We start from the raw sequence: 25,596 nt of genomic DNA on the forward strand, positions 1-25,596 counted from the left end.
GGATGAGCCGCAGCCGTCGCCAGTTCCTGGCCGACCTTGCCAAGGGGGCCTGCTCCGTGGGCCTGCTGGGTGTGGGTCTGGGCTCGGTGGCCCGCCAGCAGGCGCAGGCGGTGCCCGCCCAGGCACTGCGGCCGCCGGCGGCACTGGGGGAGGCTGACTTCCTCGGTGCCTGCGTGCGCTGCGGGCTCTGCGTTGAAGCCTGCCCCTACGACACCCTCAAGCTTGCCCGGCTGCTGGATCCCGTGACCACGGGCACCCCCTATTTCGAGGCCCGCGCCGTCCCCTGCGAGATGTGTGACGACATCCCCTGCGTGGCGGCCTGCCCGAGCGGGGCGCTGGATCAGGGGATGACGAACATCGATCAGGCGCGCATGGGGGTGGCGGTGCTCATCGATCACGAGACCTGCCTCAACTACCTGGGGCTGCGCTGCGATGTCTGCTATCGGGTCTGCCCCTTGATAGACAAGGCGATCACCCTAGAACTGCAACGCAATCCGCGCACCGGCAAGCACGCCATGTTTCTGCCCACGGTACACAGCGACCTGTGCACCGGCTGCGGCAAGTGCGAGCACGCCTGCGTGCTGGAGACGGCGGCCATCAAGGTGGTACCCCGTCAGCTCGCCAAGGGTGAGCTCGGTCATCACTACCGGCTCGGCTGGGAAGAGAAGGCCAAGGCGGGCAAGTCCCTCATCGGTGAGCGACTCACCCTGCCCACCCGCAAACCGGAGGGGCTATGAGTCGGTATCCAGGGGCCGAGGCCAGCGCCAGGCTGGGGTGGTGGCGTGCCCATCGCTTCCTGCTGCTGCGTCGTCTCTGCCAGTTCGGCGTGCTGGGGCTCTTCCTGCTGGGGCCGCTCGCTGGGGTCTGGATCCTCAAGGGCAATCTCTCCAGCTCCCTGTTGCTGGAGACGGTGCCCCTCACGGATCCGCTCACCCTGCTGCAGTCGGTGGCGGCGGGCCATTGGCCCATCACCACCCTGTGGCTCGGGGCTGTAGTAGTGCTGGCCGGTTACTGGCTGGTCGGGGGGCGGGTGTTCTGCTCCTGGGTCTGCCCGGTCAACCTGGTCACGGACGCTGCCGCCTGGCTCAGGGCCCGGCTCGGGCTCAAGGGCAACGGCCAGTTCAACCGCAACCCCCGCTACTGGCTGCTGGCCATGGTGCTGGTGGCGCCCGCCATCACCGGCGTGCTGGTGTGGGAGCTGGTCAATCCGGTCTCCTTGGCCATGCGCGGCCTGCTGTTTGGCATGGGGGCGGGCTGGGGTCTGCTGGTGGCCCTGTTCCTGTTCGATCTGTTCGTGGTGGAGCGGGGCTGGTGTGGTCACCTCTGTCCGGTGGGGGCCTTCTATGCCCTGGTCAACCGGGTCGGGTTTATCAAGATTTCTGCCAGGGGGCGTGAGCGGTGCAGCAACTGCATGGATTGTTATGCGGTCTGCCCGGAGCGTCCCATCCTGCGCGGCCCGGTTCACGGGGCCAGGCGCGGTCACGGGCCCTTGATTGTGGCTCAGGAGTGTACCAACTGCGGCCGTTGCATCGATGTCTGCGCGGAGCAAGTTTTCGAAATCACTACAGGTTTTGCCGTCAAGGCAGAGAAAACGTCGGAGAACAAATAATGAAAAAGCTGATTGGAGCAATGCTGGCCTGCCTGATGGCGGGCTCCTTGATGGCAGCCACCCCCGAGATCACCAACAGCACGGGGGGGATCAAGTCGGAGCGGGGGAGCACGGATCTGGTGACCGAGGCGGATGCCGCCCCGCTCAAGAACTACCGCAAGGATGGGGATCCCTATGATCGCCAGTACATGCATCAGCCGCCGCTGATCCCCCACGATACCCGCAACTACGAGGTGGACAACAAGGTCAACAAGTGCCTGGCCTGCCACAGCTTCAAGAACGCCAGCAAGATGAAGGCGCCCAAGATAAGCCCGACGCACTTCGAGACCCGCGACGGCATGACCCTTGGCGAAGTGTCCCCCCGTCGCTACTTCTGCCTGCAGTGCCACGTGCCGCAAGCGGATGCCAAGCCGCTGGTGGAAAATACGTTTAAACCAGTTGAAGCGCTGAACTGAGGGACCCCCAGATGAAATTACCCGGCTTTATCCAGCGTCTGTGGACCACCTTCAAGTCCCCCTCGAAGGCGGCCCTCTGGGTGCTGCTGCTGATGGGCTTCTTCGGCGGTGTCATCTTCTGGGGCGGCTTCAACACCGCCATGGAGGCCTCCAACACCGAGAAGTTCTGCACCGGCTGTCACGAGATGAAGGACAACGTCTTCGTGGAGTACCGCGACACCATCCACTATGCGAACCGCTCAGGGGTGCGCGCCAGCTGCCCCGATTGCCACGTGCCCCACGAATGGACCTACAAGATCATTCGCAAGGTACAGGCCTCCAAGGAGCTGTGGGGCATGCTGACCGGCAAGGTGGATACCCGCGAGAAGTTTGAATCCCACCGCCGGGAGATGGCGGAGCGGGAGTGGCAGCGGATGAAGGAGACGGATTCCCGCGAGTGCCGCAACTGCCACAACTTCGAGTACATGGACTTCTCCCTGCAGGGGCGGCGGGCGGCCCAGATGCACTCCACCAACCTGGCAAGCGGTCAGAATACCTGCATCGATTGCCACAAGGGGATAGCCCATCAGCTGCCTGACATGAAGGGCGTGGAAGGGTTCTAAGGCGCCGGGCCATCGGAGCGGATAGCGCCGCTTCGATGGCCTTTGATTTTTATGGGCCTTTTAACCCCTGCGCCAGACATCTTTTGATAGAATCCCTTCCCGGTAACGGGGCGCCCCTGTCGGCGCGCTTTCACCGACCGGCATGACCGGGCGACGCGTACCCCTCTTCTTCCTCTCGTGGTCAATGAATGATTGACAGGATTTGTCCTATGGCATCCAGAAACATGGCACCCAAAAACAGCGAATTCATCCCTCTCAAGATTGCCGTGCTGACGGTCTCCGACAGCCGCACCGCCGCCGACGACAGCTCGGGGGATTATCTGGTATCGGCTCTGACCCAGGCGGGGCATCGACTCGCGGATCGGGCCCTGTGCGCCGACAACCTGTTCCGGATCCGGGCCCAGGTGAGCCAGTGGATCGTCGACGAGGCGGTCCAGGTGGTGCTGATCAACGGCGGCACCGGCTTCAATGAACAGAACCGGGTGCCGGAAGCGGTGGGAGTGCTGTTCGAGCGCACCGTACAGGGCTTTGGCGAGATGTTCCGCCAGCTCTCCTTCTCCGAGATAAAGGGCTCGGCCATGCAGAGCCGCGCCCTGGCCGGGCTCGCCAATCGCACCCTGATCTGCTGCCTGCCGGGCTCCACCGGCGCCTGCCAGCTCGGCTGGGAGCAGCTCATCCGGGATCAGCTGGACGCCCGCACCAGGCCGTGCAACTTCGTGTCCCATCTGTGATCTTGGGAGTTTATCTCGATCATCCATCTTATTTTTCGATAGGGGAATAGATGAACCTGACCCATCTCAACCAGAGCGGCGAGGCCCACATGGTGGACGTCACCGACAAGCAGGTCACCCAGCGAGAGGCCCGCGCCGAGGCCTTCGTGACCATGGCCCCCGCGACCCTGGCCCTGATCCTCGGCGGTCAGCACCACAAGGGGGACGTGTTCGCCACCGCCCGCATCGCTGGCATCATGGCGGCCAAGAAGACCGCCGATCTCATTCCCCTCTGCCACCCTCTGGCCCTGACCCGGGTGGAGGTAGAGATTGAGGCCCAGCCCGAGCACAATAGGGTCCATATCCGCACCCTCTGCAAGCTCTCCGGCAAGACAGGGGTGGAGATGGAGGCGCTCACCGCGGCGTCCGTGGCGGCGCTGACCATCTACGACATGTGCAAGGCGGTGCAAAAGGACATGGTGATCGAGCACGTCAGGCTGGTGGAGAAGAAGGGCGGCAAGTCCGGCCACTTCCAGCTGGGCTCCCAGGCAGGAGAGAAGGCATGATCAAGGTACTGTTTTTTGCGCAAGTAAGGGAGCTGGTGGGCTGTGACGAGCTCTGCCTGCCCAGCGACTATGCCACGGCCGAAGCGCTTCGTGGGGCCTTGTGCGAGCGCGGCGACAAGTGGGCCCTGGCGCTCGAATCGGGCAAGCTGCTGGTGGCGGTCAACCAGACCCTGGTGCCGCTCGATACGCCGCTCAATGATGGCGATGAAGTGGCCTTCTTCCCCCCCGTGACCGGAGGCTGAGAATGAGCGAGATAACGACCGTGGATCGCATCCTGGTGCAGCGGGCCGACTTCTCCCTGGGGGAGGAGTATGAGCGCCTCGCCGCCCGCCATGACAGCGGCGCCATCGTCACCTTCGTCGGCAAGGTGCGTGACTTCAATCAGGGGGATGCGGTCAAGGGGCTCTCCCTCGAGCACTACCCCGGCATGACCGAGAAGGCCCTGACGGACATAGTCACAGAGGCCCGTGGCCGCTGGCCGCTGCAGGAGTGCACCCTGATCCATCGCATCGGCGATCTGCTGCTCGGGGATCAGATCGTGCTGGTGGCGGTGAGCAGCGCCCACAGGGACGCCGCATTCGAGGCCTGCCACTTCATCATGGATTTTTTGAAGACCCGGGCACCGTTCTGGAAAAAAGAGCTGACCGCCGAGGGCGTTCAACGCTGGGTCGAGGCCAAGGCGAGCGATGACGCCGCCGCCGCCCGCTGGCGGCAAGCGCCCTAGCCAGCCCGGTTCGATGACAGGGGAGCGCCGCGGGCGCTCGCCACCACTTGCTTCGGGTTTGCCGGAGCCTCAAGGAGACAGGGAATGAAGAAACAGTTGTCCGTGGTGTTGCTCGGCCTCGTGGCCGGCGCCTTGCACAGCGGGGCCGCTCGGGCCGATGAAGTCAGGGTAGCGGTGGCCGCCAACTTCAAGGGCACCATAGAGCGCATCGGCAAGGAGTTCACCGCCAAGACAGGCCACAGCGTCGTCATCAGCTCGGCGGCCACCGGGGTGCTCTACACCCAGATCACCCACGGCGCCCCCTTCGATCTCTTCCTCTCCGCCGACGTGGCCACCCCTGAAAAACTGGAGGCGGAGGGCAAGGGGAGCGGTCGCTTCACCTACGCCATCGGCCAGCTCGGCCTGTGGCAGAAGGGGGGACCTGCCCCTGACGAGGCCACCTTGCGCAACTGGCAGGGGGAGCTGGCCATCGCCAACCCGAAGACCGCCCCCTATGGCGCCGCCGCCATGGCAACCCTGGCCCACCTCAAGCTCGATCCCAAGCAGTATCGGGTGCTGACCGGTACCAACATCAGCCAGACCTGGCAGTTCGTCGACACCGGCAATGCGAAGCTGGGCTTCGTCGCCTGGGCCAACCTGGTGGAAGCGGGCAAGACAGGCGAAGCCTGGGCGGTACCGGCCGACTTCTACCCCCCCATAGAGCAGCAGGGTCTGGTCCTGAAGAAGGGGGAAGCAGTCGATGCCCTGGTGGCCTGGCTCAAGGGCCCGGGTCAGGCGCAGATCAAGGCCGCGGGCTATGCCCTGCCCCGATAAGGGGATGGTTCAGATGCGATACCCTGAGTGGCCGGCCTTCGGGTCGGCCACTCTTTGCAATGAGGATGGATACCATGCCGTTGGGGGCATTTATCAACCGGGAGGTCGGCGATGAGTGAAGGGGATCTGCTGGCGGTCTGGCTCACCCTCAAGCTGGCGGCCAGTACCACCGCCATCCTGCTGCTGCTGTCGCCGCCGCTTGCCTGGTGGCTGTCGCGCAGCCAGCACCGGCTGCGGCCGCTGGTGGAGGCCCTGGTGGCGCTGCCCCTGGTGCTGCCGCCGACCGTGCTCGGCTTCTATCTGTTGCTCGCCTTCTCGCCGGAGTACGGCCTCGGCGCCTGGTGGCGGGAGACCTTCGGGACCCCGCTCGCCTTCAGCTTCCTCGGCCTGCTGTTTGCCTCCATCCTCTATTCGCTCCCCTTCGTGGTGCAGCCGCTCACCTCCGCCTTCGTCAACATGGGCAACAAGGAGCTCGAGGCCGCCGCCACCCTGGGGCTGGGGCCCCTTGAGCGCTTCTTTCAGATCATCTTGCCGATGACGCTGCCGAGCTTCGTGATGGCGGCGGCGCTGGGCTTTGCCCACACCCTGGGGGAGTTTGGCGTGGTGCTGATGATAGGGGGCAACATCCCCGGCGAGACCCAGGTGCTCTCCATCGCCCTGTTTGATCACGTGGAAGCCATGGATTATCGGCACGCCCACTACCTGGCGGGTGGCCTGATGGGCTTCTCCCTGGTGATGCTGGTGCTGGTCTATGGCGTCTTGCAGCGCCGGCAGCGGAGGTTGTTCGGATGAGCCTGCACCTCAAGGCCAGCCGTGCGTTCGGCGCCTTCACCCTGGCGTGCGATCTGGCGCTGCCCCTTGGCGGCATTCTCGGCCTCTTTGGCCCCTCCGGCTGTGGCAAGAGCACCTTGCTGCGCATCATCGCCGGGCTGGACCGTGCCCCCTCGGACGTCCTGCGCTGGCAGGGACGGGAGCTGGCGGCCCTGCTGCCGGAGGCGCGCCGCATCGGGCTGGTGTTCCAGGACTCCCGCCTCTTTCCCCATATGACGGTGCTCGGCAACCTGCAGCTGGCGGCGGGCAAGGGGCGAGGGCGCTGGCGGCCCGAGGCGCTGGCGGAGCGGCTCGGCTTTGCGGATCTGCTGGGGCAGCCCGCCCACGGCCTCTCCGGCGGCCAGCGCCAGCGGGTGGCCCTGGGGCGGGCCCTGCTGGCAGAGCCGGATCTGCTGCTGCTCGATGAACCCTTCTCGGCGCTGGACAGCCGCAGCCGTATCCATCAGGCCCATGTGCTCAAGGGGTTGCAGCGCGAAAGCGGCATCCCCATGATCTTCGTGAGCCACGCCATGGAGGAGGTGAGCCTGCTCTGCGATCAGCTGGTGCTGCTGGCAGATGGCAGGCTGGAGGCGCAAGGCAGGCCGAGCGAGATCTTCGCCCGCACCGACCTGTCGCTGGCCAGTCGCGACGATGCCGGTGTCATGCTGACGGCGACCCTGGCCCACTACGACGACGCCGAGCAGATGGCGACCCTGCAACTCGGGGATCAGAGCCTGAGGGTCACCATGGAGCATGCCCCCGACGAGACAGGGGAGTTGCAGATCAAGGTGGCGGGACGGGATCTGGTGATCGCCACCGCCCCCATCGCGCACTCCAGCCTCTCCAACTGCCTCGAGACCCGGCTGCTGGAGGCGCGGGAGGTGAGGCCGGGGCAAACCCTGTTGCAGTTGGCGCTGGGGCAGCAGATACTGCTGGCCCGGATCACCAGCCGCTCCGCTAAGCGGCTGGCGCTGGTGCCGGGGCAGCGCCTCTACGCCTACATCAAGGTGGTGAGCCTGGTGGGAGAGGGCTGAGGGGCGTGTCGCCACAGCATGGGCAGCAAGGCCGTCGGTGGCCGCTATCGAGTCGAGAGGGAGAGCACGGGTGCGTCGCAACCAGGTAATGAAATCCCATGGATTGGCCTTGCGCAGCGCGGGGGAGGGCCCCTTGCTGCTCCTGCTGCACGGCCTTGGCTCCTCCAGCCTCGACTGGCAGGCCCAGATCGAGCACTTCTCCCAGCACTACCGGGTGGTGGCGCTGGATCTGCGCGGCCACGGCCAGAGCATGCAGGAGGGGCCCTTCGATGTGCCCACCCTGGCGGCGGACGTGGCCCGCTGGCTCGAGGAGCAGCCGGAACCCGCCTGGGTGGTGGGGCTGTCGCTCGGGGCCATGGTGGCGCTGGAGCTGGCGCTGCGACTGCCCCACAAGGTGCGGGGGCTGGTGCTGGTCAACGGCTTCAGCGAGTTTCTGCTGGAGACGCCAAGGGAGCAGGAGCGCCATGCCATGCGCCTCAAGTGGCTGCGCTGGTTTGGCATGCGGCCGCTGGCCTGGTGGCTGGGGCGCGAACTCTTCCCCGGCCCCGAGCTCGCCCAGGTGCGCCACACCTTCCGGCTGCGCTTCGTGCGCAGCAACAAGAAAAAGACCTACAAGGCACTGCTGGAGGCGCTGCCCGGCTGGTCGGTGCGCGCCCGGCTCGGCAGCCTCTGGCAGCCGGTGGCCATCATCTCCACCAGTCACGACTACCTGCCGCTCGCCAAACGGGTGGAGCAGTTCGCCTCCCTGCCCAACGCCAGCATCCATACCCCCGAGGGCCATCACGCCTGGCCCGCGGAAGATCCCGCCGGGTTCAATCATTTGCTTCACCGGATTTTAGAAACCCATTAGACTTGTCGCCCTTTAGCCTTATTCCCCGTGTATGTATTGGTCCGATCGCCTTGCCAATGGCACAAGGCAAGGCAATCGGACCCGTCTGCCCTATTGAACAGGTATTTCCTCATGTCTGAAGTAATGAAAATGGCCATCGATGATGGCTCCACCAACGTCAAGGTGAGCTGGATCGAGAACAAGGTGCTCAAGACCATCATCTCCCCCAACTCCTTTCGCAAGGATTGGAAGAGCGCCGCCTTGCGCAAGGACAAGAAGATCTACAACTACGAAATAGGCAACACCAAGTACACCTATGACGCCACCTCGGACAAGTCCCTGGCCACCACCCATGTGGAGTACCAGTACGACGATCTGAACCTGCTCTCCGTGCATCATGCCCTGCTGCAGACCGGCGTGACCCCTTGCGATGTGGCCATCACAGTGACCCTGCCCATCACCGAGTTCTACAGCCCGGACGATTGCCAGCGCAACGAAGAGAAGATAGAGAAGAAGCGGCGTAACCTGATGCGGGCCATCAGCCTCAACAAGGGTGAGCTGTTCAACATCGTCAGCGTGGAGGTGATGCCGGAGAGCCTGCCTGCGGCACTCTCCCGCCTGATTGGCTCGGGCTGCAACGAGTTCACCAAGACGCTGGTGATCGATTGCGGTGGCACCACCCTGGACATGGGGATCATCGTCGGCGAGTTTGACGACGTCTCCGATGTGTATGGCAACAACGAGATCGGTGTCTCCATGGTGACAGACGCCACTCGCAAGGCGCTGGCGGCGGCGGACAGCGATTCGAGCTATCTGGTGGCCAACGAGTTCATCAAGCGTCGCCACGACATGAGCTTCGTGCGGGACGTGGTCAACGACGAGAGCCAGATCCCCAAGATCCTCGAGAAGATGCAGAACAAGATCGATGAGCTGGGCTCCCAGGTAGCCCACGAGGCGAAGAAGTTCGCCAAGAACCCGAACCGGGTCTATCTGGTTGGCGGCGGGGCGTCGCTGATCTTTGAGGCCATCAAGGCCGCCTACCCGACCCTGGGTGAGCGGGTCGAGCTGCTGGACGATGCCCAGTCCGCCCTGGCCCGGGAGATCTGCCTCTACACCACGGAAGAGGAAGAGGTGTACCGTGAGGCGCCGGTGATGGCCGAGGTTGGCGATGAGTAGCCAACTCAAGCGCATGACCTTCTCCATCTTCATGGATCCGGGTGCGCTGGAGTCTGACCGCTATGCCGCCGGGGTCTTGCAGAGCTGGTACCAGCGGGCGCGCAAGATCCAGGACGATGTGGAGGAGTTCGACTTCTCCAAAAGTCGTTTTCACAAGGACATCTACCTCTCCGGCATGTTCATGTATGTGCTGGCCCCCAGTCTGTGCAAGGCGGTGGCCAATGCCTTCGGCCCCGAGCAGGTGAATTTCGAGACCTTGCGCCATGTCTTTGCCAGCTGTGGCTTCGCACTGGGGGAGGGGACTGCCCCTGCCGTGAGCGACACCATGATCGACGAGATAGTGGCCAGGCTGGCCCCCCGCCTTGGTCAGGACAACAGTGCCCGCATGGTGGAGGAGATAGTGCAACGCCTGGGTCAGCCCCAGGCCATGCCCTCTTCGGATCATCTGGTGGACGAGATAGTGAGCCGGCTCGGCGAGCAGCAGCCCACCGAGCTGTGGGATGAGCTGAGGCAGGGGCTGCCTGCCCCGCTCGATCACGATCTGCTGGCAGAAACCATAGCGGGCAAGCTGCCCGTGGCGGCGGCCGAGCAGGATCTGGCGCCCCTTGCCAGCAGCATCCAGCTGCTCTCGCGCCAGCTGGAGGAGCAATCCCGGCTCATTCGCGAGCAACACCTGCTGATCCAGCGACTGGCCAGCGCCCCGGCTCGCCAGGGGGCGGCAGGCGCCGAGGCTGAGCCCCTGGTGGAGGATCTCTCGAGCCAGGTCGCGAACATGAAGAAGGTCAAGGCCAAGGGGATCTTCTAGGGCGCCAGCCCGGGTCTCTGCACTCCCATGCAAAAATGCCGAACCCCTGGGTTCGGCATTTTTGTTGATGGTGTTCTGCCGCTCAGGGCTGGGAGCAGACCGGGCAGTCCGGGCGCTTGGGGAGCTTCAGCTTGCGAAAGCTGCCACTCAGGCCGTCGATCATCAGCAGGCGGCCGCTGTGGCTCCTGCCCATGCCTGCCAAGAGCTTGATGGCTTCCAGCGCCTGCAGGCTGCCCACCAGACCGACCACGGGGGCCAGCACTCCAGCCTCGACACAGGTCAGGGACTGCTCGCCAAAGAGGGCGCTCAGGCAGGCGTAGCAGGGCTCGTCCTCCTGCCAGGTAAAGCTGCAGAGCTGCCCCTCCAGCCGGATGGCGGCGCCGGACACCAGGGGCACCCTGTGTCGGCGGGCGCGCTGGTTGAGCAGATTGCGGATGGCGACGTTGTCGGTACAGTCGAGCACCAGCTGGTGCTCTGGCAACAGGGCATCGAGCAGCGCCTCGTCGGCGAGGAGGGCGTGGGTTTCCACCTCTAGCCAGGGGTTGAGGGCCCGCAGCGTCTTGGCGGCGGAGTCCACCTTGTGCATGCCGATGCGCTCGTCGCTGTGCAGCACCTGGCGCTGCAGATTGGAGAGCTCTACCCGATCGAAATCCACCAGGGTGAGGTGGCCGACCCCGGCCACCGCCAGATACTGGCTAGCGGCGCAGCCCAAACCCCCGGCGCCTATCACCAGCACCCGGGCCTGCTTGAGCGCCTCCTGCCCCTCGAAATCGAAAGATTTAAGAATGATCTGACGGTTGTAGCGAAGCAGCTCCGCATCGCTCAGGATCTCGCTCACAGCAGCAGCCCCGAGAAGGGCTCGACGGTCACCGTCTCACCGGCGGCCACCTTGCCCCGTTCCTGCTCGAGCACTATGTAGCAGTTGGCCCGGGACAGGGAGCTGAACACCCCGGAGTCCTGGGAGCCGGTGCTGCGCACCTCGAGGCCGTCAGGCCCCTGGCTCAGGATGCCGCGCTGGAAGTCCAGGCGTCCCGGCGCCTTCTTGAGGGGCTCGGCCGCCATGGCCTGCAGCGGCAGGGGGCGTGCGAAGTGGTGGCCGGCCAGCCTGGCCAGCGCAGGTTGCACCAGCTGATCGAAGGTGACCATGGCGGAGACGGGGTTGCCCGGCAGGCCGAAGAACCAGGCGTTTGGCAGGCGGCCGAAGGCAAAGGGCTTGCCCGGCTTGATGGCGAGCTTCCAGAAACCTATCTCGCCAAGCTCCTCCAGCAACTGCTTGGTGAAGTCCGCTTCCCCCACCGAGACGCCCCCCGTGGTGATCAGGGCATCGGCCTCGCGGTCGGCCTGGATGAAGGCGGCGCGCAGGGCGGCCGGATCGTCGGGGATGATGCCAAGATCCAGGCACTCTATGCCCATGCGGGTCAGCATGGCCTTGACCCCGTAACGGTTGGAATCATAGATGTCGCCGTGGGCGAGGGGCGTGCCCAGGGGCTTGAGCTCGTCCCCCGTGCTGAAGATGGCCACCTTGAGGGGACGGCGCACCGTCACCGTGGCGATGCCCAAGGAGGCCAGCAGCGGCAGATCCCGGGGACTGAGACGCAGGCCGCTGGCCAGCACTTGCGATCCTTGCGCCAGATCCTCGCCCCGGCGGCGGATGTTCTGGCCAGGGAAGGGAGTCGTCAGAAAAGTGATCCCGTTGCCGCCTTCCTGCGTTTCTTCCTGCATCACGACCGCCTCCGTGCCCGCCGGCACAGGGGCGCCGGTCATGATGCGGATGCAGTGACCGGCCGGCCACTCGCCCTCATAGGGCTGGCCGGCGAAGGCCTTGCCCGCGACGGGGAGCGGGGCGCCGGCGGCGAGATCCGCCAGGCGCACGGCATAGCCGTCCATGGCGGCGTTGTCGAAGGGGGGTACCGACAGGGGGGAGCTTATCTCCTCGGCCAGTATCCGATCCAGCGCCTGGGGCAGCGGCAACTGCTCCGTCTCGCAGCGGCAGCCGAGTTGTTCCAGCATCCCTTGCAGGGCCTTGTCCAAGGGGAGGAGTGCACCGGTATCGAATCCCATCATCATGACCTCTCTGGTGTATAGGGGGCGGATTATCCCAAAAATCCGTCCGTATGGGCAGGCGGATCGCGCAGGAACGCGGGGAAAGCCGATTTTTGCCGCGATGAGAGTAAGGTCAACTCCTTGAATTACCTCCTTGTGGGTGGTGTGAGAGGCGCGCTTGCATGTGGAGTGCCAGACCTGTGCCCGGCGCCCCGAACGGGAGGGGGAGAGGGTAAAACAGGGCGGTTTGGCATAAAGTCAGGTGCCGGGCTTGAGTTAGTTTGAATTATGACAATAATCGCCCTGTAACATTGCGCCACGGCACCACGTCGATGGCCAGCACAGTCCCTGAGCGTGGGAGAGAAACAAGATGACGAGCTTTAGCCAGGAAGCCCTGTTGGTCAGGGCAGCGCTCGAGGCCGAGGGCCTGGAGACACCACTGGTGGCCAATGGGTTGAACGGCCAGCAGAAGAAGGAAAACATCGAAGGCCATATGCGCGCCATCATGGAGACGCTGGGGCTGGATCTGGCCGATGACAGTCTGGCCGAGACGCCGCACCGCATCGCCAAGATGTACGTGAACGAGATCTTCTCCGGCCTCGACTATGCCACCTTCCCCAAGGTGACGGTGATCGAGAACAAGATGAAGGTGGACGAGATGATCATGGTGCGGGACATCAGCCTCACCAGCACCTGTGAGCACCACTTCGTCACCATAGACGGGCTGGCCCACGTGGCCTACATCCCCCGTGGCAAGGTGATCGGGCTGTCGAAGATCAACCGCATAGTGCAGTTCTTCGCCCGCCGTCCCCAGGTCCAGGAGCGGCTCACCCAGCAGATCCTGCTGGCGTTGCAGACCCTGCTCGGCACCAGGGACGTGGCCATCAGCATCAAGGCGACCCACTTCTGCGTGAAGGCCCGTGGCGTGATGGATTCCACCTCCTATACCACCACCACCTCCCTCGGCGGTGTGTTCAAGACCCAGCCAGACACCCGTGCCGAGTTTCTCGGTGGCCTGAAAGGCTAGTCACCCGGGGGCATGTCCCACCGACATGCCCCGACATCTTCCCTCCTGTCTGCCGCTCCGGTTTCTTTTCTGAAAAAAATCCTAAAGTGATGCCCGCGCGGGCCGATACAGCTCTCCGTGCCACGGGATGGCCTGTTTGGCACCCGTTTGGCCCCCTCGTTCGTGCCGATACGGATGAGGTTTGAATGACTGCTATGGATGGCAGCTAGCGTGCTCGCGCCTCGAAGGGCCGGCGCCGACGAATGCCACTTGATGACCCATATGCAGGACATGCCATGAACACCATGACGATAGGCAAGAAACTCTCCGCCGGCTTTGCCGTACTCGGCCTGATGATGGCCTTTATCGGCGGCTTTTCACTGTTTGAATTCAGCACCATGAACCGGGCCGCCATCGGATTCACCGACAGCATACTGCCCGCTGTGGTGCGCACCAGCACCCTGGGCGAGACCATCAATGCGGTGCGCCGCTACGAGCTGGATGTCTTTCTGGTGGCGGACGATCCCCAGCAGCAGGCCCATTACCGCAATGAGAGCGAGAAGAGCCTGAGGGAGGCCGGGCAGCAGATAGCGGCCCACGATGCCACCATCTGGGCGGAGGATCTGGAGGAGCGCCGCACCTTCGACATCGTCAAGGCGGACTGGGAGAAATACCTCGGCCTGCACCAGCGCATCCGGCAGATGCAGGATGCCGGTCAGATGACCGAGGCCCAGCACCTCTTCATGGGGGAGGGGATCACCCTCTACACCAACCTGGCCAAGTCGGTTGGCGACCTGGTGCGCATCAACCATGGCTATGCCGATGCCTCCCGCAAGGTAGTGGTGGGAGCGTATGACTCCGCCAAGCTGAGCGTCACCCTGGCCCTGCTGATCGGTCTGGTGCTGGTGGTCTGCCTCTCCGTGGTGCTGACCCGCCAGATCCGCGACCCGCTCATCATGCTGGCCCGCCAGGCCCAGCGCATCGCGGGCGGCGATCTCGGCAAGGGGGAGCTGCAGGAGTGGATCCGCGGCAGTCGCTTCAACCGCGACGAGCTGGGTCAGCTCGGCTCGGCCATCGACCGCATGCAGGGGTCGCTGGCGGACCTGGTGAGCGAGATAGCCGGCTCGGTGAGCCAGCTCAGCAGCGCGGTGGAGGAGGTGAGCGCCATCTCCGAGCAGTCCGCCAGGGGCATGGCCAGCCAGCAGAGCGAGGTGTCCCAGGTGGCCACCGCCATGAACGAGATGCAGTCCACCGTCAATGAGGTGGCCCGCAACACCACGGATGCCATGAGCGCGGCCAAGGATGCCTCTCGCACCTCGACCCAGGGCAACCAGGTGGTGCGCAGCGCCATCGGCAGCATAGAGCAGGTCTCCCGGCAGATTGAGCAGGCGGGCACTGTGGTGTCGCAGCTGGAAGCGGACAGCGCCAGCATCAGCATGGTGCTGGATGTCATTCGCGGCATCGCCGAGCAGACCAACCTGCTGGCACTCAACGCCGCCATAGAGGCGGCCCGGGCCGGCGAGCAGGGGCGTGGTTTTGCGGTCGTCGCGGACGAAGTGCGCTCCCTGGCCCAGCGTACCCAGGCCTCCACCGCCGAGATCAGCAAGATGATAGAGCTGTTGCAGGAGCGCACCGCCGAAGCGGGCAACGCCATGCAACTGAGCCGCCAGCAGATGCAGGAGAGCGTCGGGTTGGCACGGGAAGCGGGGGAGAGCATCGACAGCATCAATGGCGCCGTCACCCAGATAAGCGACATGAACACCCTGATCGCCACCGCCACCGAAGAGCAGAACGCGGTGACCGAGGAGCTCAACCGCAGCATAGTGAATATCCACAATGCCGCCGACGAGAACGCCCAGGGGGCCCAGCAGACCGCCCAGGCCTGTGTCGAGCTGAGCAAGCTGGCCAACAACCTGCACCATATGACCCAGCGCTTCACCCTCTAAGCCCTGGTCCATGGACAGCACAAGGCCCCGCCAATTGGCGGGGCCTTGTGCTTGTCGCCGCACGACCGGCGCCAGCCTGCTGACGGGCGGTCGTCCTGTTAGCCCGTCACCTACCGGATGGGGGGATGACAGGCCGGATGTTCGAATTCGCTCACAAATCGGCGATTAATTTCATGCGGGGCCGTTTGCACCCTGCTTGTCAACCCTTATGATGCCCACCTTTTTGGCCCAAGAGACCCACCATCCTCCATGTTTCGCTCCATCAAGTATCAAGTCATGTTCTTTGCAGGTTGCATCCTGCTGGCCACAGTCCTCAGCGTGGTGGGCTACAGCTACCTTTCCTTGGCCAGCATGCAGGATAAGATCCAGCAGGAGAGCCACGACGCCGCCCGCCAGCAGGCCAGGCAGTGGCTGCTGACCCTGGCGGAGGGTCAGGCGAGCGAGGTGGCGCGCTCCTTCGAGCTGGCGCTGGATGCGGGGGAAACCCTGGCGGCGCTGCTGGCGGGCAATGTCCAGCAACGGGAGCCCCTGAACCGGGACGAGGTCACGGCCCTGCTCAAGGACATTGGGGATCGCAACCCGGATTTCCTCAGCATCTACAGCGGCTGGGAGGCGGACAGCTTCGACGGTCAGGATGCGCTCCATACCGGCAATGGTCAGCATAGCCAGCCATCTGGCAACTTCGCCCCCTACTGGAGCCGCGGCCCGGCCGGTTTTGGCCTCAAACCCCTGGGTGATTTCTACAGCAAGACACCGAGCGCGACCGGGATCCGGGCCTCCGAGTGGTATCTCTGTCCCCAGGAGAGCAAGACAAGCTGCGCGGTCGACCCCTCCGTCTATCAGGTCAACGGTCAGCCCACCCTGCTCACCTCCTTCGTGGTGCCTGTGCTGAGCGGGGATCAATACCTCGGCATGGTGGGGATCGACTACTCCCTCAACTACCTGCAACGGCTGGCCGCTAGCATCAGCCAGCGGGTGTTCGACGGGCAGGGGAGGGTGCGCATCATCAGCCCCATGGGCATCATAGCCGCCGACTCGCGCGATGGCGGTGGGGTTGGTCAGTGCTTGCAGGACTCGCAGTTGCTGGCCCAGCTGCAGCGCAGCCAGGCGGGCAGCGACGAGAGCGACGATCGGCTGAGGGTCTTCGCGCCCATCCGCCTCAACAAGGTCAAGCAGGCCTGGGGGATCGCCATCGAGGTGCCGAGCAACGCCCTCTACGCCGACTATGAGCGGATGGCGCAGGCCCGTGCCGAGGCCTTTGGCAAGGGGATCTGGACCCAGCTGCTGGTGGGCATGCTGGTGGCGGGCGCCGGGCTGGTCGGGCTCGCCTTCGCGGCAGGCTCCATCTCCCGGCCAGTACAGCAGACGGCCCGCATGGTGGCACGCCTCTCCAGTGCTGGTGGCGATCTGACCCAGCGTCTGACCCAGAACCGGCGCGACGAGACCGGGGTGCTGGCGGAGGGGATCAACCAGTTCGTCGCGACCGTGCAGGGCATAGTGACCGACACGGCCAGCAGCGTGCACGAGTTGCAGCAGGCAGCGGCGAACTCGGCCCGCCAGGCCCAGCAGGGGATGACCAACAGCCATCATCAGCTGGAACAGGTCGAGCTGGTGGCCACGGCCATTCACGAAATGTCATCGACGGCTGACTCTGTCGCCAGCAGTGCCCAGATCACGGCCCAGGCGGTGGATGAGACCCGCCATGCCGTGCACAAGGGGCAGCAGGTAGTGAGCGCCTCGGCCAGCGGCATTCGTCAGCTGAGCGCGCAGGTCTGCGAGGTATCGGACAGGATCACCGCCTTGCAGCAGCAGGGGGTGCAGATAGGCAGCATCCTGGATGTGATCAGGACCATCTCGGAGCAGACCAACCTGCTGGCACTCAACGCCGCCATTGAGGCGGCCCGGGCCGGCGAGCATGGCCGCGGTTTTGCCGTGGTGGCTGACGAGGTGCGAACCCTGGCCTCCAAGACCCGGGCCTCGACCCAGGAGATCCAGCAGATGATAGACAGGCTGCGGGACACCACGAGCGCCGCGGTCAGCACCATGGCCGAGGGGCGTCACCTGAGCAGCCTGGCACTGCACGATGCGGAGCAGGCGGTGACCGAGCTGGCGACCATAGTGCAGGCAGCCGACCGTATCCAGGACATGGCGACCCAGATCGCGAGCGCCGCCGAGCAGCAATCCAAGGTGAGCGAGGAGATAAACCAGAACGTCAGCAATATCCACGAGCTGGCAACCGCCTCCACCCGGGTGGCCAGGGAGCAGGATGCCCAGAGCCAGCAGATGCACGATCTGACACAGACTGTCATGAACAAGCTGGGACGCTTCCACTACTGATGGCGTTCAGATGCAAACAACAAGGCCCCGCCAATTGGCGGGGCCTTGTTGTTTCTGGCGATGTCGTGAATGAGGGCTGTCCACTCAGGCCCGCGGTTTCGCCGTCGTCGATGTCGATATAACGCTCAGGGAAGGCAGGCTGCCAGGGTTCTTAGCTTAGGCCTACTATGTTGCCGTCGTCGTCGATGTCGATATGGCGATAGGCTGGCAGGCTGCCAAGGCCCGGCATTGTCATGATGGGGCCCGCCAGGGCATAGACGAAACCGGCGCCGGCGCACAGGCGCACCTCCTCGATGGGCACCTCGAAGTCCGTCGGTACTCCCTTGATGGCCGGATCATGGCTGATGGAGAGCGGCGTCTTGGCCACGCAGATGGGCAGCTGATCCCAGCCCTCGGCCGAGAGCCGGGCCAGCTGCTGGCGCGCCTTGTCCGAGAGCCGCACTCCGCGCCCGCCGTAGCCGCACTCCACCAGGGTGGCCAGCTTGGCCGCGAGGCTCATCTCGTTTGGGTAGAGCAGCTTGACCTGGCTCGGCTGCTCGCAGGCCGCCACCACGGCCCGGGCCAGTTCGCTGGCGCCCTTGCCCCCGTCGGTGAAGGCGTGGGAGATGGCGGCGTCACAGGCACCGGCGGCCAGCGCCTCGCGGGCCAGCAGATCCAGCTCGGCCTGGCTGTCGGTGGGGAAGCGGTTGATGGCGACCACCACGGGCACCCCATAACGGCGGGCATTGTTGATATGCCAGGCGAGGTTGGCACAGCCCTGCTTGAGGGTCGGCAGATCTTCCCCCTGGAGGCTCGCCGGCAGCGGCTGGCCCGGGCGAATGTCCAGCAGGCCGCTGTTGGCCTTGAGACCGCGCACCGTGGCCACCAGCACCACGCAGGCGGGGGTGATGCCGGACTGACGGCTCTTGATGTTGAAAAACTTCTCCAGCCCCATGTCGGAGCCAAAGCCCGCCTCGGTCACCACATAGTCGGTGAGGCCCAGGGCGATGCGATCGGCGATGACGGAGGAGTTGCCGTGGGCGATGTTGGCAAAGGGCCCTGCGTGCACCAGCACCGGGGTCTGCTCCGTGGTCTGCATCAGGGTCGGCTGCAGGGCGTCTTTGAGCAGCACCGTCATGGCCCCCGCCACTTCCAGCTGCTCGGCGGTGATGGGATTGCCGTGAATATCGCGAGCCAGCTGGATGCGGCCGATGCGGGCGCGCAAGTCTTTCAGATCGCTGGCCAGCGCCAGAATGGCCATCAGCTCGGAGGCGGCGGTGATGACGAAGCGATCAGAGCGTTCCACCCCATCGGCGGGGCCCCCCTGGCCTAGGGTGAGGTGGCGAAGCGCCCGGTCATTCATGTCCAGGGTGCGCGGCCAGAGGATGTTGGCCGGGTCTATCTCGAGGCGCGGCAAACCGGTTCTGGCGCTGAACTGGTCGCCGAGTTTCTGCTCGTGGAACAGGCGGGCATCCAGGGCCGCCGCCGCCAGGTTGTGGGCGGCGGTGAGGGCGTGAAAGTCCCCGGTGAGGTGCAGGTTCATCTCCTCCATGGGCACCACCTGGGCATGTCCGCCCCCGGCGGCGCCCCCCTTGACCCCGAATACGGGACCTAGGCTCGGTTGGCGTATGGTGGCCATGCTGGGCTGGCCGATGTGGTTGAGGCCCATGGAGAGGCCCAGGGTGGTGACCGTCTTGCCCTCGCCGAGGGGGGTCGGGGTGATGGCGCTCACCAGCACCAGCTTGCCTCTCTGTTTGGGCTGAGACTTGAGCAGGTCGAGACTGAGTTTGCCCTTGTGGTGGCCCTGGGGGCTGAGCTGCTGGGGCGGGATGGCGAGGCGTTCGGCCAGCGCCTGGATGGTAAGACGGGGGGACTGGCGGGAGATCTCGATATCGCTTAGCATCAGCACCTCGTTGGCATGTCAGGTCAAAGATGCGGCGAAGTCTAGAGGAATCAATAAGGTTATCCAATGAGTAATACTATTTTATCCGGCAGTCGTGAGCCCCATCAAAGCCCCATCCTGCTGGACCTCAATGCCCTCTACCACCCTCCCAAGCAGCCGCTCACCGCCCTTGGCATCGTCAGCGCCTTGATCCCGCTGTTCGGCTACGGCTGGCAGGCGATGACCCAGGATCCCGAGACCCACTTTCGCCAGGAGCTCGGCAAGCGCATCAACAAGCGCAAGACGGACGAGGCCAGCCTCGCGCTAACGCTCCAACTGGCGGCCATGCTCGATTGCCACTGCCTGCACATCACTCTGCCCTATGAGCTGGGGGAGGAGCAGCTCGCCACCCTGGCGCGGCGCCTGCCGCGCTGGCGGCTGACCCAGCACAGTCTGCTGCTGGTGGCCGAGCTGCCGATCGTCCCCACCCCCTGAGCACCCTCCGGCCCGGGCTCAGGTCTCCCTGTCCCAGTAGTGGGGGGCCAGGTAGCGCTCCTGGACGAACTCGATGAAGCAGCGCACCTTGGCCGAGACGAAACGGCGGTGCGGATAGAGGGCATAGAGTCCCACCTGTCCCTTCTCCCACTCCGGCAGCAGGGGCACCAAGGCGCCTGAGCGCAGCGCATCCCCAACGATGAAGGTGGGCTGCAATATGATGCCCTGGTGGTCGCAGGCGGCCCGGGTCAGGGCCACCCCGTTGTTGGCGCGAAGGGGCCCCTGGGGGCGCACGCTTTGCTGCTCCCCCTCCCGCTTGAAGACCCAGTCCGGCTGGGTCAGGGTGTAGATGAGGCAGTCGTGCTGCTTGAGATCCTCCGGAGTCTTTGGGGTGCCCCTGCGGGCCAGGTATTCCGGGCTGGCGCACACCACCAGCTTCATGGTGGCGAGCGGCTTGGCCACCAGGGAGGAGTCCGGCAGGTTGCCGATCCGCAGCGCCAGATCGAAACCCTCCTCCACCAGGGCCACCCGCCGGTCGCTGTACTCTATCTCCAGCTTGAGCTCGGGAAACCGCGTCCGAAACAGCGGCAGGGCGGGGGAGAGGTGCAGGTAGCCAAAGTCCATGGGCACCGAGAGCTTGAGGGTGCCCTGGGGCTGCTGGTTGTTGTGGGTGAGCTGGCTGTGGGTCTCTTCCAGCTCCGCCAGCAGGGCCAGGGAGCGCTGGTAGTAGAACTGGCCCGCCTCTGTGGGGTTGACCTGGCGGGTCGTGCGTGACAGCAGCCGGGTCGACAATGACTCCTCGAGCTGCTGCATCAGCTTGGAGGTCATGGCGACCGAGATGCCGAGCTGATGGGCGGCCTTGGTAAAGCTCTGGCACTCCACCACCTTGATGAAGGTGCGCATGGCGGCTATCTGATCCATATTCCACTCTCGGTTGATAATTATTTTAATAAATCGATGATTATCCATTCCTGCTCGGAGGTTAGCATGTCGGGTATCGATGTGAACCCCCTAATGAAGGAACGATCGGAATGAAAATGACCAAGGCCCTGCTGGCTTCCTGCCTGTTTATGGCGGCTCCCCTGATGGCGGCCGACTACGATGTCGATGCGGCTCACACCACAGTCCAGTTCAAGGTGGGCCACCTCGGCTTCTCCGAGCTGGTCGGCCGGTTCAACACCTTCAGCGGCACCTTCAGCATGGATGATGCCAATCCGACCGCCGCCAAGGCGAGCTTCGAAATCGACGCCGCCAGCGTGGACTCCAACCACGAGGCCCGCGACAAGCACCTGCGCAGCCCCGACTTCCTGGACGTCAAGCAGTACCCCAAGATGACCTTCGTCAGCTCCGGCTATGAAGGCACCAAGGACAAGGGCGTGCTCAAGGGCACCTTGACCCTGCACGGCGTCTCCAAGGGCGTGGCCTTCGACATGGTCCACATCGGCGAAGGCAAGGATCCCTGGGGCGGCTACCGCAGCGGCTTCAACGCCACCACCACCATCAAGCGCAGCGACTTTGGCGTGAACTACATGCTGCCGGGCATTCCGGACGAGATGAGCATCAACCTGTTCGTCGAAGGTGTGCGCAAGTAATGGGCGCAGCACTCTTGCTACAGACCCTGGCGGCTCCTTTGGGGGCCGCTTTGCTGTCATGGCGCTGGCCACGGCTGGGCTACCTGTGGGGGGCGCTCGCGCTCTGGCTGGTGGGTTGCCTGCTGGGGGGCGCCTATGGCCTGCCGGTCAAGGCGTGGCAGTGGCTGCCGCTGTGCCTGCTGGTGCCTGCCATCGCGGCTCAGGTTGAGGACAAGCGCGCCGCCCTGGCGCTGTTCGCCGGGCTCGGTGCCCTGGTGTGGTGGCAGGGGCTGGCCTCGGTCCTCGCCATCGAGCCGCGCATCTGGCTGGCCCTGTTGCCCGCCATCGCCTGGTTCGGCTGGACGGGCTGGCGCGGTGACAGCGAGGAGGGGCTGGGCTTTGCCCTGGGCTTCATCTGGCTGGCGCTGGTCATCGGCATCGATGGCAGCCTGCTGATCGCCCAGCTGGCGGGGGCCCTGGCCGCCTTCGCCGGTTTCCGTGCCCTGCTCGGTGCCTTTGCGGGCATCAAGGTGACCCCGGCCGCCCTGGGGCTGACGCTCGCCTTCGTGCAGATGCTGGCCTGGCAATACGTGGAAGTCCCGCTGCTGGTGCTGCTGCCGGTCTGGTTGCTGCCGCCCCTGGAGTGGGCTCTGCGCAAGCGCCCGGGGTTGTCTCGTTGGGGTCTGCTGATCCTGGTGGGGGCAATTGGTGCTGGTTTGAGTCTGTGGTGGGTCTGGCCAGAGGCATCACTTTATTAATTTCTGCATGAAAAACAGGCTATTACCTTATAAATTGATGGGTTAGTCAAAGTCTGCATAGATAAAGATTGAGCCCCATGGCGCTTTCAGATAAAAAGGATTTTCAATTATCTGGACACACACAGAACCCGGCTATGCCGGGTTCTGTTTGCCTGCTTTCTCGCGGCACGCTAAGGAGGCCACAGTTGCGCAGTCAGGGATCTGAGCATCTGTTTTTTCGCCATTTCACCGAGCAGGGACGCCTCGGGGATCTCTGCATTCTGCTGGTGACCCACCTGCTTCCCGACCGGCCCCACTTCATCCAGGTGCTCGACCGGGTGGGGCGGGTCGGCGTCATCCTGCCCAAACCTAAGTCCGTTCACGGGCCGACCCTGGCCTGGGCCCAGCAGCACTACCCAGTGCTGCCCCTCAATCGCCACTGGACCTCGGATCCCGAGGGCGTCATTGCCCAGATAGCCCCCCTGGTGGCCCCCCACGAGCGGCTCATCATCCTGGACATTGGCGGCTACTTCGCCAAGACCCAGGCGGTGCTCTTCGAGCACTTCGGCGAGCGCTTTCTCGGGGTGGTGGAGATGACGGAGAACGGCCATCAGCGCTATGAACAGGAGGCGCTGGCCGCCCCCGTCATCTCGGTGGCGCGCAGCCCCCTCAAGCAGGCGGAAGACATCCAGATCGGCCTGAGCGTGGTCTACTCCGCCGAGTCCCTGGCGCGCACCCTGAGGCGTACCTTCAACGTCTGCCAGGCCGCCCTGTTTGGCTATGGCAAGGTGGGGCGCAGCATCGCCCGCGAGCTGCGCTGCCGCAACCTGCATCTGGAGCTGGTGGAGACGGATGCCCTGCGCCAGGTGGAGGCGCTCTCCCACGGCTTCAAGCTGGTGAACAAGGCCGAGGCCCTCGGCCGCGCCGAGCTGGTGATCTGCTGCACCGGCAACGGGGCCCTGGACATCGCCGATCTGCAGGCGCTGCGCCCCGGCGCCATGGTGGCCTCTGTCACCTCGGCGGACGACGAGTTCGCCTTCTGCCTCTCCCAGCTGCCCTGGCCGAGCGAGGAGGTGTGCCCCCATGTGCTGGCGCTCACGCGCCCGGATGGCAGCACCATCTTCCTGCTCAATCGCGGCGAGGCGGTGAACTTCGTCCACGGCGCCGTCATCGGCGAGTACGTCTATCTGGTGCTGGCGGAGATCATCGAAGGGGTGCACCAGCTGGCCGGGCAGAGGCCGGCCGCCGCCCTGCTCGAGCTGCCCCAGGCCACCATGCAGCGCATAGCCCGCCACTGGTTAACCGATTTTCATGGAGTCATCGCATGACAGAACTACAGACCACGGTCAGCAAGCCGCGCATCGAGATCCGCTACTGCACGCTCTGCCGCTGGATGCTGCGCGCCGCCTGGCTGGCCCAGGAGCTGCTCTCCACCTTCGACAGCGAGCTCGGGGAGGTGGCGCTGGTGCCCGCCAGCAAGGGGGAGTTTCGCATCCTGGTCAACGGGATCCAGGTGTGGGACAGGGTGGCCGACGAGGGCTTCCCCGAGGCGAAAGAGATCAAGCAGCGGGTGCGGGACGTCATCGCCCCGGAGCGCGATCTCGGCCATGCCGATCGCAAGCCCGCAGCCGAGTAAGGCAACCAAACAGCGCAAAAGGGAGGCGACAGCCTCCCTTTTTGTTTGCCATGGTGGCTAACCTGCGGCCTCTGCCCGGGCGGGGTGGCCGATATAGCGGTCCCGCTTGTGGGGCTTGATGCGGCTCACATCCACCCACACCAGGCCGTCGATGCAGTGGTTGAAGTCGGGGTCTATGCCAAAGTCCATGAACTGCACGCCCCCCGGTTCGCACAGCTCGGAGTATTGCTTGTAGAGGGTGGGGATGGCGCAGCCCAGGTGGTCGAGGCGGGCCTTGAGCGCCTGGAGGTCGGCGCCGTAATCGCGCCCCTCGAACAGGGGCGCCGTCTCGGGATAGGGGCGGCGCGAGGGGGCCAGGGCCAGCTCGGGGGCGAAGTGCTGGCGGTAGAAGCCCACCAGCAGATCCTTGGCCGGCGGCGGCAGGCTGCCGGAGAGGGTGACGGGCCCGAACAGATACCGATACTGGGGGTAGCGGGCCAGGTAGGCGCCTATGCCGAACCAGAGATAATCCAGCCCCCGCTTGCCCCAGTAGGCGGGCTGGATGAAGCTGCGGCCAAGCTCGATGGCCTGCTCCAGCCGGGGCAGTAATCTCTCTTCAAACCCGAACAGGGTGTGGCTGTAGAGGCCGCTCACCCCTTTGCGCGCCAGCAGCTCGGCCACGGGGGCGAAGCGGTAGGCCCCTATGATGTCGAGGCGGGCCGGATCCCAGAGGATGAGGTGGTGGTAGTCATCGTCGAAGGCATCGAGATCCCGCCGCCTGCCCGAGCCTTCCCCCACGGCGCGAAACGCGATCTCCCTAAGGCGCCCCAGCTCGCGCAGGATCACAGAGTGGCCCTGCTCGTGGCGACGATAGAGCAGGATGCGCTGGCCATCCGGGGTCTGCCCGAGCAGCTCGCAGCCGTCCATGGCCTGCTTGAGCTGGCGGCGCTCCTCCGGCAGGGCGATGGGGGCCTCGGTCGCCAGGGGGCCCTTCTTCCCCTTGCCGAGGCGATAGAGATGGCGGCGCACCAGGGCGGCGGCGGTCTTGGGGGCGAGCTCCCCGAGACTCTGGGGCGGGATGCGCTCCCCCAGGGTGAGGGAGATGCGTCGCCCCTGCTGGCGAAACAGCTGGCGCACCAGCAGCAGGGCGGAGGCGGGCTTGTGGAGCCAGGAGGCGAGATAGAAGGGGAGGCCGTTGCGCCCGTCCAGATGGATGGGCACCAGCGGCGTGCGGGTACGCCTGGCCAGCTTGATGAAGCCCCCCTGCCAGGGACCGTCCTTCACCCCCTTGGGGCCGAGGCGCGACACCTCGCCGGCGGGGAAGATGATGAGGGCTCCCTCCTGGGCCAGGTGTTCCCCCATGGCCAGGATGGCGCGTCTGTCGGTCTTGCCCCCCAGGTTGTCCACCGGCAGCAGCAGGGGACGCAGGGGGGCAATCTGTGCCAGCAGCTGGTTGGCCACTATCTTGATGTCGGGGCGGATGCGGCCGAGCAGGCGCAGCAGGGCCAGCCCGTCCAGGGATCCTATGGGGTGGTTCGCGACTATCATGACCCGGCCGCTGGCGGGGATGTTCTCGAGCTCGGCCTCGCTCACCCTGTAGTCAAAATCGAGGGCGCCGAGGGCCTGCTCGACGAAGTCGAGGCCGCGCAGGTGAGGATGGCGCTCGGCAAACTCGGCGAAGGCCTCCTCGTTGAGCAGCCAGCTCAGCCCCTGCCGGAGCAGGGGACGGATCAGGGGTTGGGTGGCGAGGCGGGGCAGATGCTGCCCCAGCAGGGTATCGACGTTGAACATGGGCAAGGCTCCGCGGAACGTTGCCTCAGGGTGCCGCCCCCCGGTTTCCCCTTTGTGGCAG

27 protein-coding genes are annotated in these 25,596 nt (G+C 65.1%); 22 read left to right on the forward strand and 5 right to left on the reverse strand.

Annotated elements, in window-relative coordinates; translation table 11 throughout:
• Positions 1 to 2 precede the first annotated feature (2 nt).
• The 14 genes from napG to AC3WR3_RS00375 all read left to right on the forward strand — a co-directional run bounded on the left by napG (position 3) and on the right by AC3WR3_RS00375 (position 10,133).
• Positions 3 to 737 (forward strand): ferredoxin-type protein NapG, encoded by a 735-nt coding sequence (gene napG, locus AC3WR3_RS00310; RefSeq protein WP_492290838.1) that lies wholly within the window; start codon positions 3 to 5, stop codon positions 735 to 737.
• Positions 734 to 1,609 carry a quinol dehydrogenase ferredoxin subunit NapH gene (napH, locus tag AC3WR3_RS00315; RefSeq protein ID WP_319912881.1) on the forward strand — a complete coding sequence of 292 codons (876 nt, stop codon included), beginning with the start codon at positions 734 to 736 and terminating at the stop codon, positions 1,607 to 1,609. The genes napG and napH overlap by 4 nt, the downstream gene beginning before the upstream one ends.
• On the forward strand, positions 1,609 to 2,064 hold the full coding sequence (locus tag AC3WR3_RS00320; protein ID WP_319917761.1) for a nitrate reductase cytochrome c-type subunit: 456 nt from the start codon (positions 1,609 to 1,611) through the stop codon (positions 2,062 to 2,064). The genes napH and AC3WR3_RS00320 overlap by 1 nt, the downstream gene beginning before the upstream one ends.
• 11 nt (positions 2,065 to 2,075) lie before the next feature.
• Entirely contained in the window at positions 2,076 to 2,666 is a 591-nt protein-coding gene (locus AC3WR3_RS00325; RefSeq protein WP_139439292.1) for a cytochrome c3 family protein, read from the forward strand.
• A gap of 224 nt (positions 2,667 to 2,890) precedes the next feature.
• A complete protein-coding gene (moaB, locus tag AC3WR3_RS00330) occupies positions 2,891 to 3,397 on the forward strand; it encodes a molybdenum cofactor biosynthesis protein B (protein WP_492291150.1) in 507 nt (168 codons plus the stop codon).
• 50 nt (positions 3,398 to 3,447) lie between these two features.
• Positions 3,448 to 3,942: a cyclic pyranopterin monophosphate synthase MoaC gene (moaC, locus tag AC3WR3_RS00335; RefSeq protein WP_139439293.1), complete on the forward strand. Its 495-nt coding sequence runs from the start codon at positions 3,448 to 3,450 to the stop codon at positions 3,940 to 3,942.
• Positions 3,939 to 4,184: a molybdopterin synthase sulfur carrier subunit gene (gene moaD / locus AC3WR3_RS00340; protein ID WP_454009706.1), complete on the forward strand. Its 246-nt coding sequence runs from the start codon at positions 3,939 to 3,941 to the stop codon at positions 4,182 to 4,184. Before moaC ends, moaD begins: the two co-directional genes overlap by 4 nt.
• 2 nt (positions 4,185 to 4,186) lie before the next feature.
• Positions 4,187 to 4,666, forward strand: a complete 480-nt coding sequence (moaE, locus tag AC3WR3_RS00345) for a molybdopterin synthase catalytic subunit MoaE (protein WP_492290839.1) — start codon at positions 4,187 to 4,189, stop codon at positions 4,664 to 4,666.
• 84 nt (positions 4,667 to 4,750) lie between these two features.
• Complete coding sequence (gene modA, locus AC3WR3_RS00350; protein ID WP_492290840.1) at positions 4,751 to 5,479, forward strand: molybdate ABC transporter substrate-binding protein; 729 nt, start codon at positions 4,751 to 4,753, stop codon at positions 5,477 to 5,479.
• 111 nt (positions 5,480 to 5,590) lie between these two features.
• Positions 5,591 to 6,271, forward strand: coding sequence for a molybdate ABC transporter permease subunit (gene modB, locus AC3WR3_RS00355; RefSeq protein WP_139439297.1), 681 nt, complete (start codon positions 5,591 to 5,593; stop codon positions 6,269 to 6,271).
• The gene (gene modC / locus AC3WR3_RS00360; protein WP_492290841.1) at positions 6,268 to 7,323 is read left to right on the forward strand and encodes a molybdenum ABC transporter ATP-binding protein; all 1,056 of its coding nucleotides are present in this window, start codon (positions 6,268 to 6,270) and stop codon (positions 7,321 to 7,323) included. The genes modB and modC overlap by 4 nt, the downstream gene beginning before the upstream one ends.
• A gap of 70 nt (positions 7,324 to 7,393) precedes the next feature.
• A complete protein-coding gene (locus tag AC3WR3_RS00365) occupies positions 7,394 to 8,173 on the forward strand; it encodes an alpha/beta fold hydrolase (RefSeq protein ID WP_247626825.1) in 780 nt (259 codons plus the stop codon).
• Positions 8,174 to 8,284: 111 nt separating this feature from the next.
• Positions 8,285 to 9,328: a plasmid segregation protein ParM domain-containing protein gene (gene parM, locus AC3WR3_RS00370; RefSeq protein ID WP_241672828.1), complete on the forward strand. Its 1,044-nt coding sequence runs from the start codon at positions 8,285 to 8,287 to the stop codon at positions 9,326 to 9,328.
• A complete protein-coding gene (locus AC3WR3_RS00375) occupies positions 9,321 to 10,133 on the forward strand; it encodes a hypothetical protein (protein ID WP_492290842.1) in 813 nt (270 codons plus the stop codon). The genes parM and AC3WR3_RS00375 overlap by 8 nt, the downstream gene beginning before the upstream one ends.
• A gap of 82 nt (positions 10,134 to 10,215) precedes the next feature.
• On the opposite strand, the gene moeB is transcribed toward AC3WR3_RS00375, so the two are convergent.
• Both moeB and moeA read right to left on the reverse strand, forming a co-directional pair.
• Complete coding sequence (gene moeB / locus AC3WR3_RS00380; RefSeq protein WP_492290843.1) at positions 10,216 to 10,971, reverse strand: molybdopterin-synthase adenylyltransferase MoeB; 756 nt, start codon at positions 10,969 to 10,971, stop codon at positions 10,216 to 10,218.
• Positions 10,968 to 12,194: a molybdopterin molybdotransferase MoeA gene (gene moeA, locus AC3WR3_RS00385; protein ID WP_492291151.1), complete on the reverse strand. Its 1,227-nt coding sequence runs from the start codon at positions 12,192 to 12,194 to the stop codon at positions 10,968 to 10,970. Before moeA ends, moeB begins: the two co-directional genes overlap by 4 nt.
• 352 nt (positions 12,195 to 12,546) lie before the next feature.
• Between moeA and folE the strand changes: the two genes are divergently transcribed.
• From folE to AC3WR3_RS00400, 3 genes are all read left to right on the forward strand, one after another.
• The gene (gene folE / locus AC3WR3_RS00390) at positions 12,547 to 13,203 is read left to right on the forward strand and encodes a GTP cyclohydrolase I FolE (protein WP_106887327.1); all 657 of its coding nucleotides are present in this window, start codon (positions 12,547 to 12,549) and stop codon (positions 13,201 to 13,203) included.
• Between the two features lie 275 nt (positions 13,204 to 13,478).
• Complete coding sequence (locus AC3WR3_RS00395) at positions 13,479 to 15,128, forward strand: methyl-accepting chemotaxis protein (RefSeq protein ID WP_139439301.1); 1,650 nt, start codon at positions 13,479 to 13,481, stop codon at positions 15,126 to 15,128.
• Positions 15,129 to 15,404: 276 nt separating this feature from the next.
• Positions 15,405 to 17,465, forward strand: a complete 2,061-nt coding sequence (locus AC3WR3_RS00400) for a methyl-accepting chemotaxis protein (protein ID WP_492290844.1) — start codon at positions 15,405 to 15,407, stop codon at positions 17,463 to 17,465.
• A gap of 151 nt (positions 17,466 to 17,616) precedes the next feature.
• On the opposite strand, the gene AC3WR3_RS00405 is transcribed toward AC3WR3_RS00400, so the two are convergent.
• Entirely contained in the window at positions 17,617 to 19,347 is a 1,731-nt protein-coding gene (locus AC3WR3_RS00405; protein ID WP_492290845.1) for a formate--tetrahydrofolate ligase, read from the reverse strand.
• 66 nt (positions 19,348 to 19,413) lie between these two features.
• On the opposite strand from AC3WR3_RS00405, the gene AC3WR3_RS00410 reads away from it, so the two are divergent.
• On the forward strand, positions 19,414 to 19,821 hold the full coding sequence (locus AC3WR3_RS00410) for a hypothetical protein (RefSeq protein ID WP_492290846.1): 408 nt from the start codon (positions 19,414 to 19,416) through the stop codon (positions 19,819 to 19,821).
• Between the two features lie 18 nt (positions 19,822 to 19,839).
• Here AC3WR3_RS00410 and AC3WR3_RS00415 read toward each other — a convergent pair whose 3' ends face one another.
• Entirely contained in the window at positions 19,840 to 20,742 is a 903-nt protein-coding gene (locus AC3WR3_RS00415; RefSeq protein WP_492290847.1) for a LysR family transcriptional regulator, read from the reverse strand.
• A gap of 110 nt (positions 20,743 to 20,852) precedes the next feature.
• On the opposite strand from AC3WR3_RS00415, the gene AC3WR3_RS00420 reads away from it, so the two are divergent.
• The 4 genes from AC3WR3_RS00420 to AC3WR3_RS00435 all read left to right on the forward strand — a co-directional run bounded on the left by AC3WR3_RS00420 (position 20,853) and on the right by AC3WR3_RS00435 (position 23,765).
• Entirely contained in the window at positions 20,853 to 21,413 is a 561-nt protein-coding gene (locus AC3WR3_RS00420) for a YceI family protein (protein WP_005325488.1), read from the forward strand.
• A complete protein-coding gene (locus tag AC3WR3_RS00425) occupies positions 21,413 to 22,150 on the forward strand; it encodes a hypothetical protein (protein ID WP_492290848.1) in 738 nt (245 codons plus the stop codon). Before AC3WR3_RS00420 ends, AC3WR3_RS00425 begins: the two co-directional genes overlap by 1 nt.
• Before the next feature lie 185 nt (positions 22,151 to 22,335).
• Positions 22,336 to 23,457, forward strand: coding sequence for an adenosylhomocysteinase (locus tag AC3WR3_RS00430; protein WP_492290849.1), 1,122 nt, complete (start codon positions 22,336 to 22,338; stop codon positions 23,455 to 23,457).
• A complete protein-coding gene (locus tag AC3WR3_RS00435) occupies positions 23,454 to 23,765 on the forward strand; it encodes an Rdx family protein (protein WP_492290850.1) in 312 nt (103 codons plus the stop codon). The genes AC3WR3_RS00430 and AC3WR3_RS00435 overlap by 4 nt, the downstream gene beginning before the upstream one ends.
• A 57-nt stretch (positions 23,766 to 23,822) precedes the next feature.
• Here AC3WR3_RS00435 and olsF read toward each other — a convergent pair whose 3' ends face one another.
• Positions 23,823 to 25,535, reverse strand: coding sequence for a bifunctional ornithine lipid synthase OlsF (olsF, locus tag AC3WR3_RS00440; RefSeq protein ID WP_492290851.1), 1,713 nt, complete (start codon positions 25,533 to 25,535; stop codon positions 23,823 to 23,825).
• Between the last annotated feature and the right edge of the window lie 61 nt (positions 25,536 to 25,596).

Source organism: Aeromonas sp. EU05-FHT14A05, from assembly GCF_058791175.1.

Bases quoted from the DNA above. Each gene is read 5' to 3' on its own strand.
- AC3WR3_RS00415 (WP_492290847.1), bottom strand. From the start codon at position 20,742: ATGGATCAGATAGCCGCCATGCGCACCTTCATCAAGGTGGTGGAGTGC.
- moeA (WP_492291151.1), bottom strand. From the start codon at position 12,194: ATGGGATTCGATACCGGTGCACTCCTCCCCTTGGACAAGGCCCTGCAA.
- AC3WR3_RS00400 (WP_492290844.1), top strand. From the start codon at position 15,405: ATGTTCTTTGCAGGTTGCATCCTGCTGGCCACAGTCCTCAGCGTGGTG.
- napH (WP_319912881.1), top strand. From the start codon at position 734: ATGAGTCGGTATCCAGGGGCCGAGGCCAGCGCCAGGCTGGGGTGGTGG.
- AC3WR3_RS00435 (WP_492290850.1), top strand. From the start codon at position 23,454: ATGACAGAACTACAGACCACGGTCAGCAAGCCGCGCATCGAGATCCGC.
- moaE (WP_492290839.1), top strand. From the start codon at position 4,187: ATGAGCGAGATAACGACCGTGGATCGCATCCTGGTGCAGCGGGCCGAC.
- AC3WR3_RS00420 (WP_005325488.1), top strand. From the start codon at position 20,853: ATGAAAATGACCAAGGCCCTGCTGGCTTCCTGCCTGTTTATGGCGGCT.
- AC3WR3_RS00375 (WP_492290842.1), top strand. From the start codon at position 9,321: ATGAGTAGCCAACTCAAGCGCATGACCTTCTCCATCTTCATGGATCCG.
- modB (WP_139439297.1), top strand. From the start codon at position 5,591: ATGAGTGAAGGGGATCTGCTGGCGGTCTGGCTCACCCTCAAGCTGGCG.
- olsF (WP_492290851.1), bottom strand. From the start codon at position 25,535: ATGTTCAACGTCGATACCCTGCTGGGGCAGCATCTGCCCCGCCTCGCC.
- moaB (WP_492291150.1), top strand. From the start codon at position 2,891: ATGGCACCCAAAAACAGCGAATTCATCCCTCTCAAGATTGCCGTGCTG.
- modA (WP_492290840.1), top strand. From the start codon at position 4,751: ATGAAGAAACAGTTGTCCGTGGTGTTGCTCGGCCTCGTGGCCGGCGCC.
- modC (WP_492290841.1), top strand. From the start codon at position 6,268: ATGAGCCTGCACCTCAAGGCCAGCCGTGCGTTCGGCGCCTTCACCCTG.
- AC3WR3_RS00405 (WP_492290845.1), bottom strand. From the start codon at position 19,347: ATGCTAAGCGATATCGAGATCTCCCGCCAGTCCCCCCGTCTTACCATC.
- folE (WP_106887327.1), top strand. From the start codon at position 12,547: ATGACGAGCTTTAGCCAGGAAGCCCTGTTGGTCAGGGCAGCGCTCGAG.
- napG (WP_492290838.1), top strand. From the start codon at position 3: ATGAGCCGCAGCCGTCGCCAGTTCCTGGCCGACCTTGCCAAGGGGGCC.
- AC3WR3_RS00320 (WP_319917761.1), top strand. From the start codon at position 1,609: ATGAAAAAGCTGATTGGAGCAATGCTGGCCTGCCTGATGGCGGGCTCC.
- AC3WR3_RS00425 (WP_492290848.1), top strand. From the start codon at position 21,413: ATGGGCGCAGCACTCTTGCTACAGACCCTGGCGGCTCCTTTGGGGGCC.
- AC3WR3_RS00395 (WP_139439301.1), top strand. From the start codon at position 13,479: ATGAACACCATGACGATAGGCAAGAAACTCTCCGCCGGCTTTGCCGTA.
- parM (WP_241672828.1), top strand. From the start codon at position 8,285: ATGTCTGAAGTAATGAAAATGGCCATCGATGATGGCTCCACCAACGTC.
- AC3WR3_RS00410 (WP_492290846.1), top strand. From the start codon at position 19,414: ATGAGTAATACTATTTTATCCGGCAGTCGTGAGCCCCATCAAAGCCCC.
- moaD (WP_454009706.1), top strand. From the start codon at position 3,939: ATGATCAAGGTACTGTTTTTTGCGCAAGTAAGGGAGCTGGTGGGCTGT.
- moaC (WP_139439293.1), top strand. From the start codon at position 3,448: ATGAACCTGACCCATCTCAACCAGAGCGGCGAGGCCCACATGGTGGAC.
- AC3WR3_RS00325 (WP_139439292.1), top strand. From the start codon at position 2,076: ATGAAATTACCCGGCTTTATCCAGCGTCTGTGGACCACCTTCAAGTCC.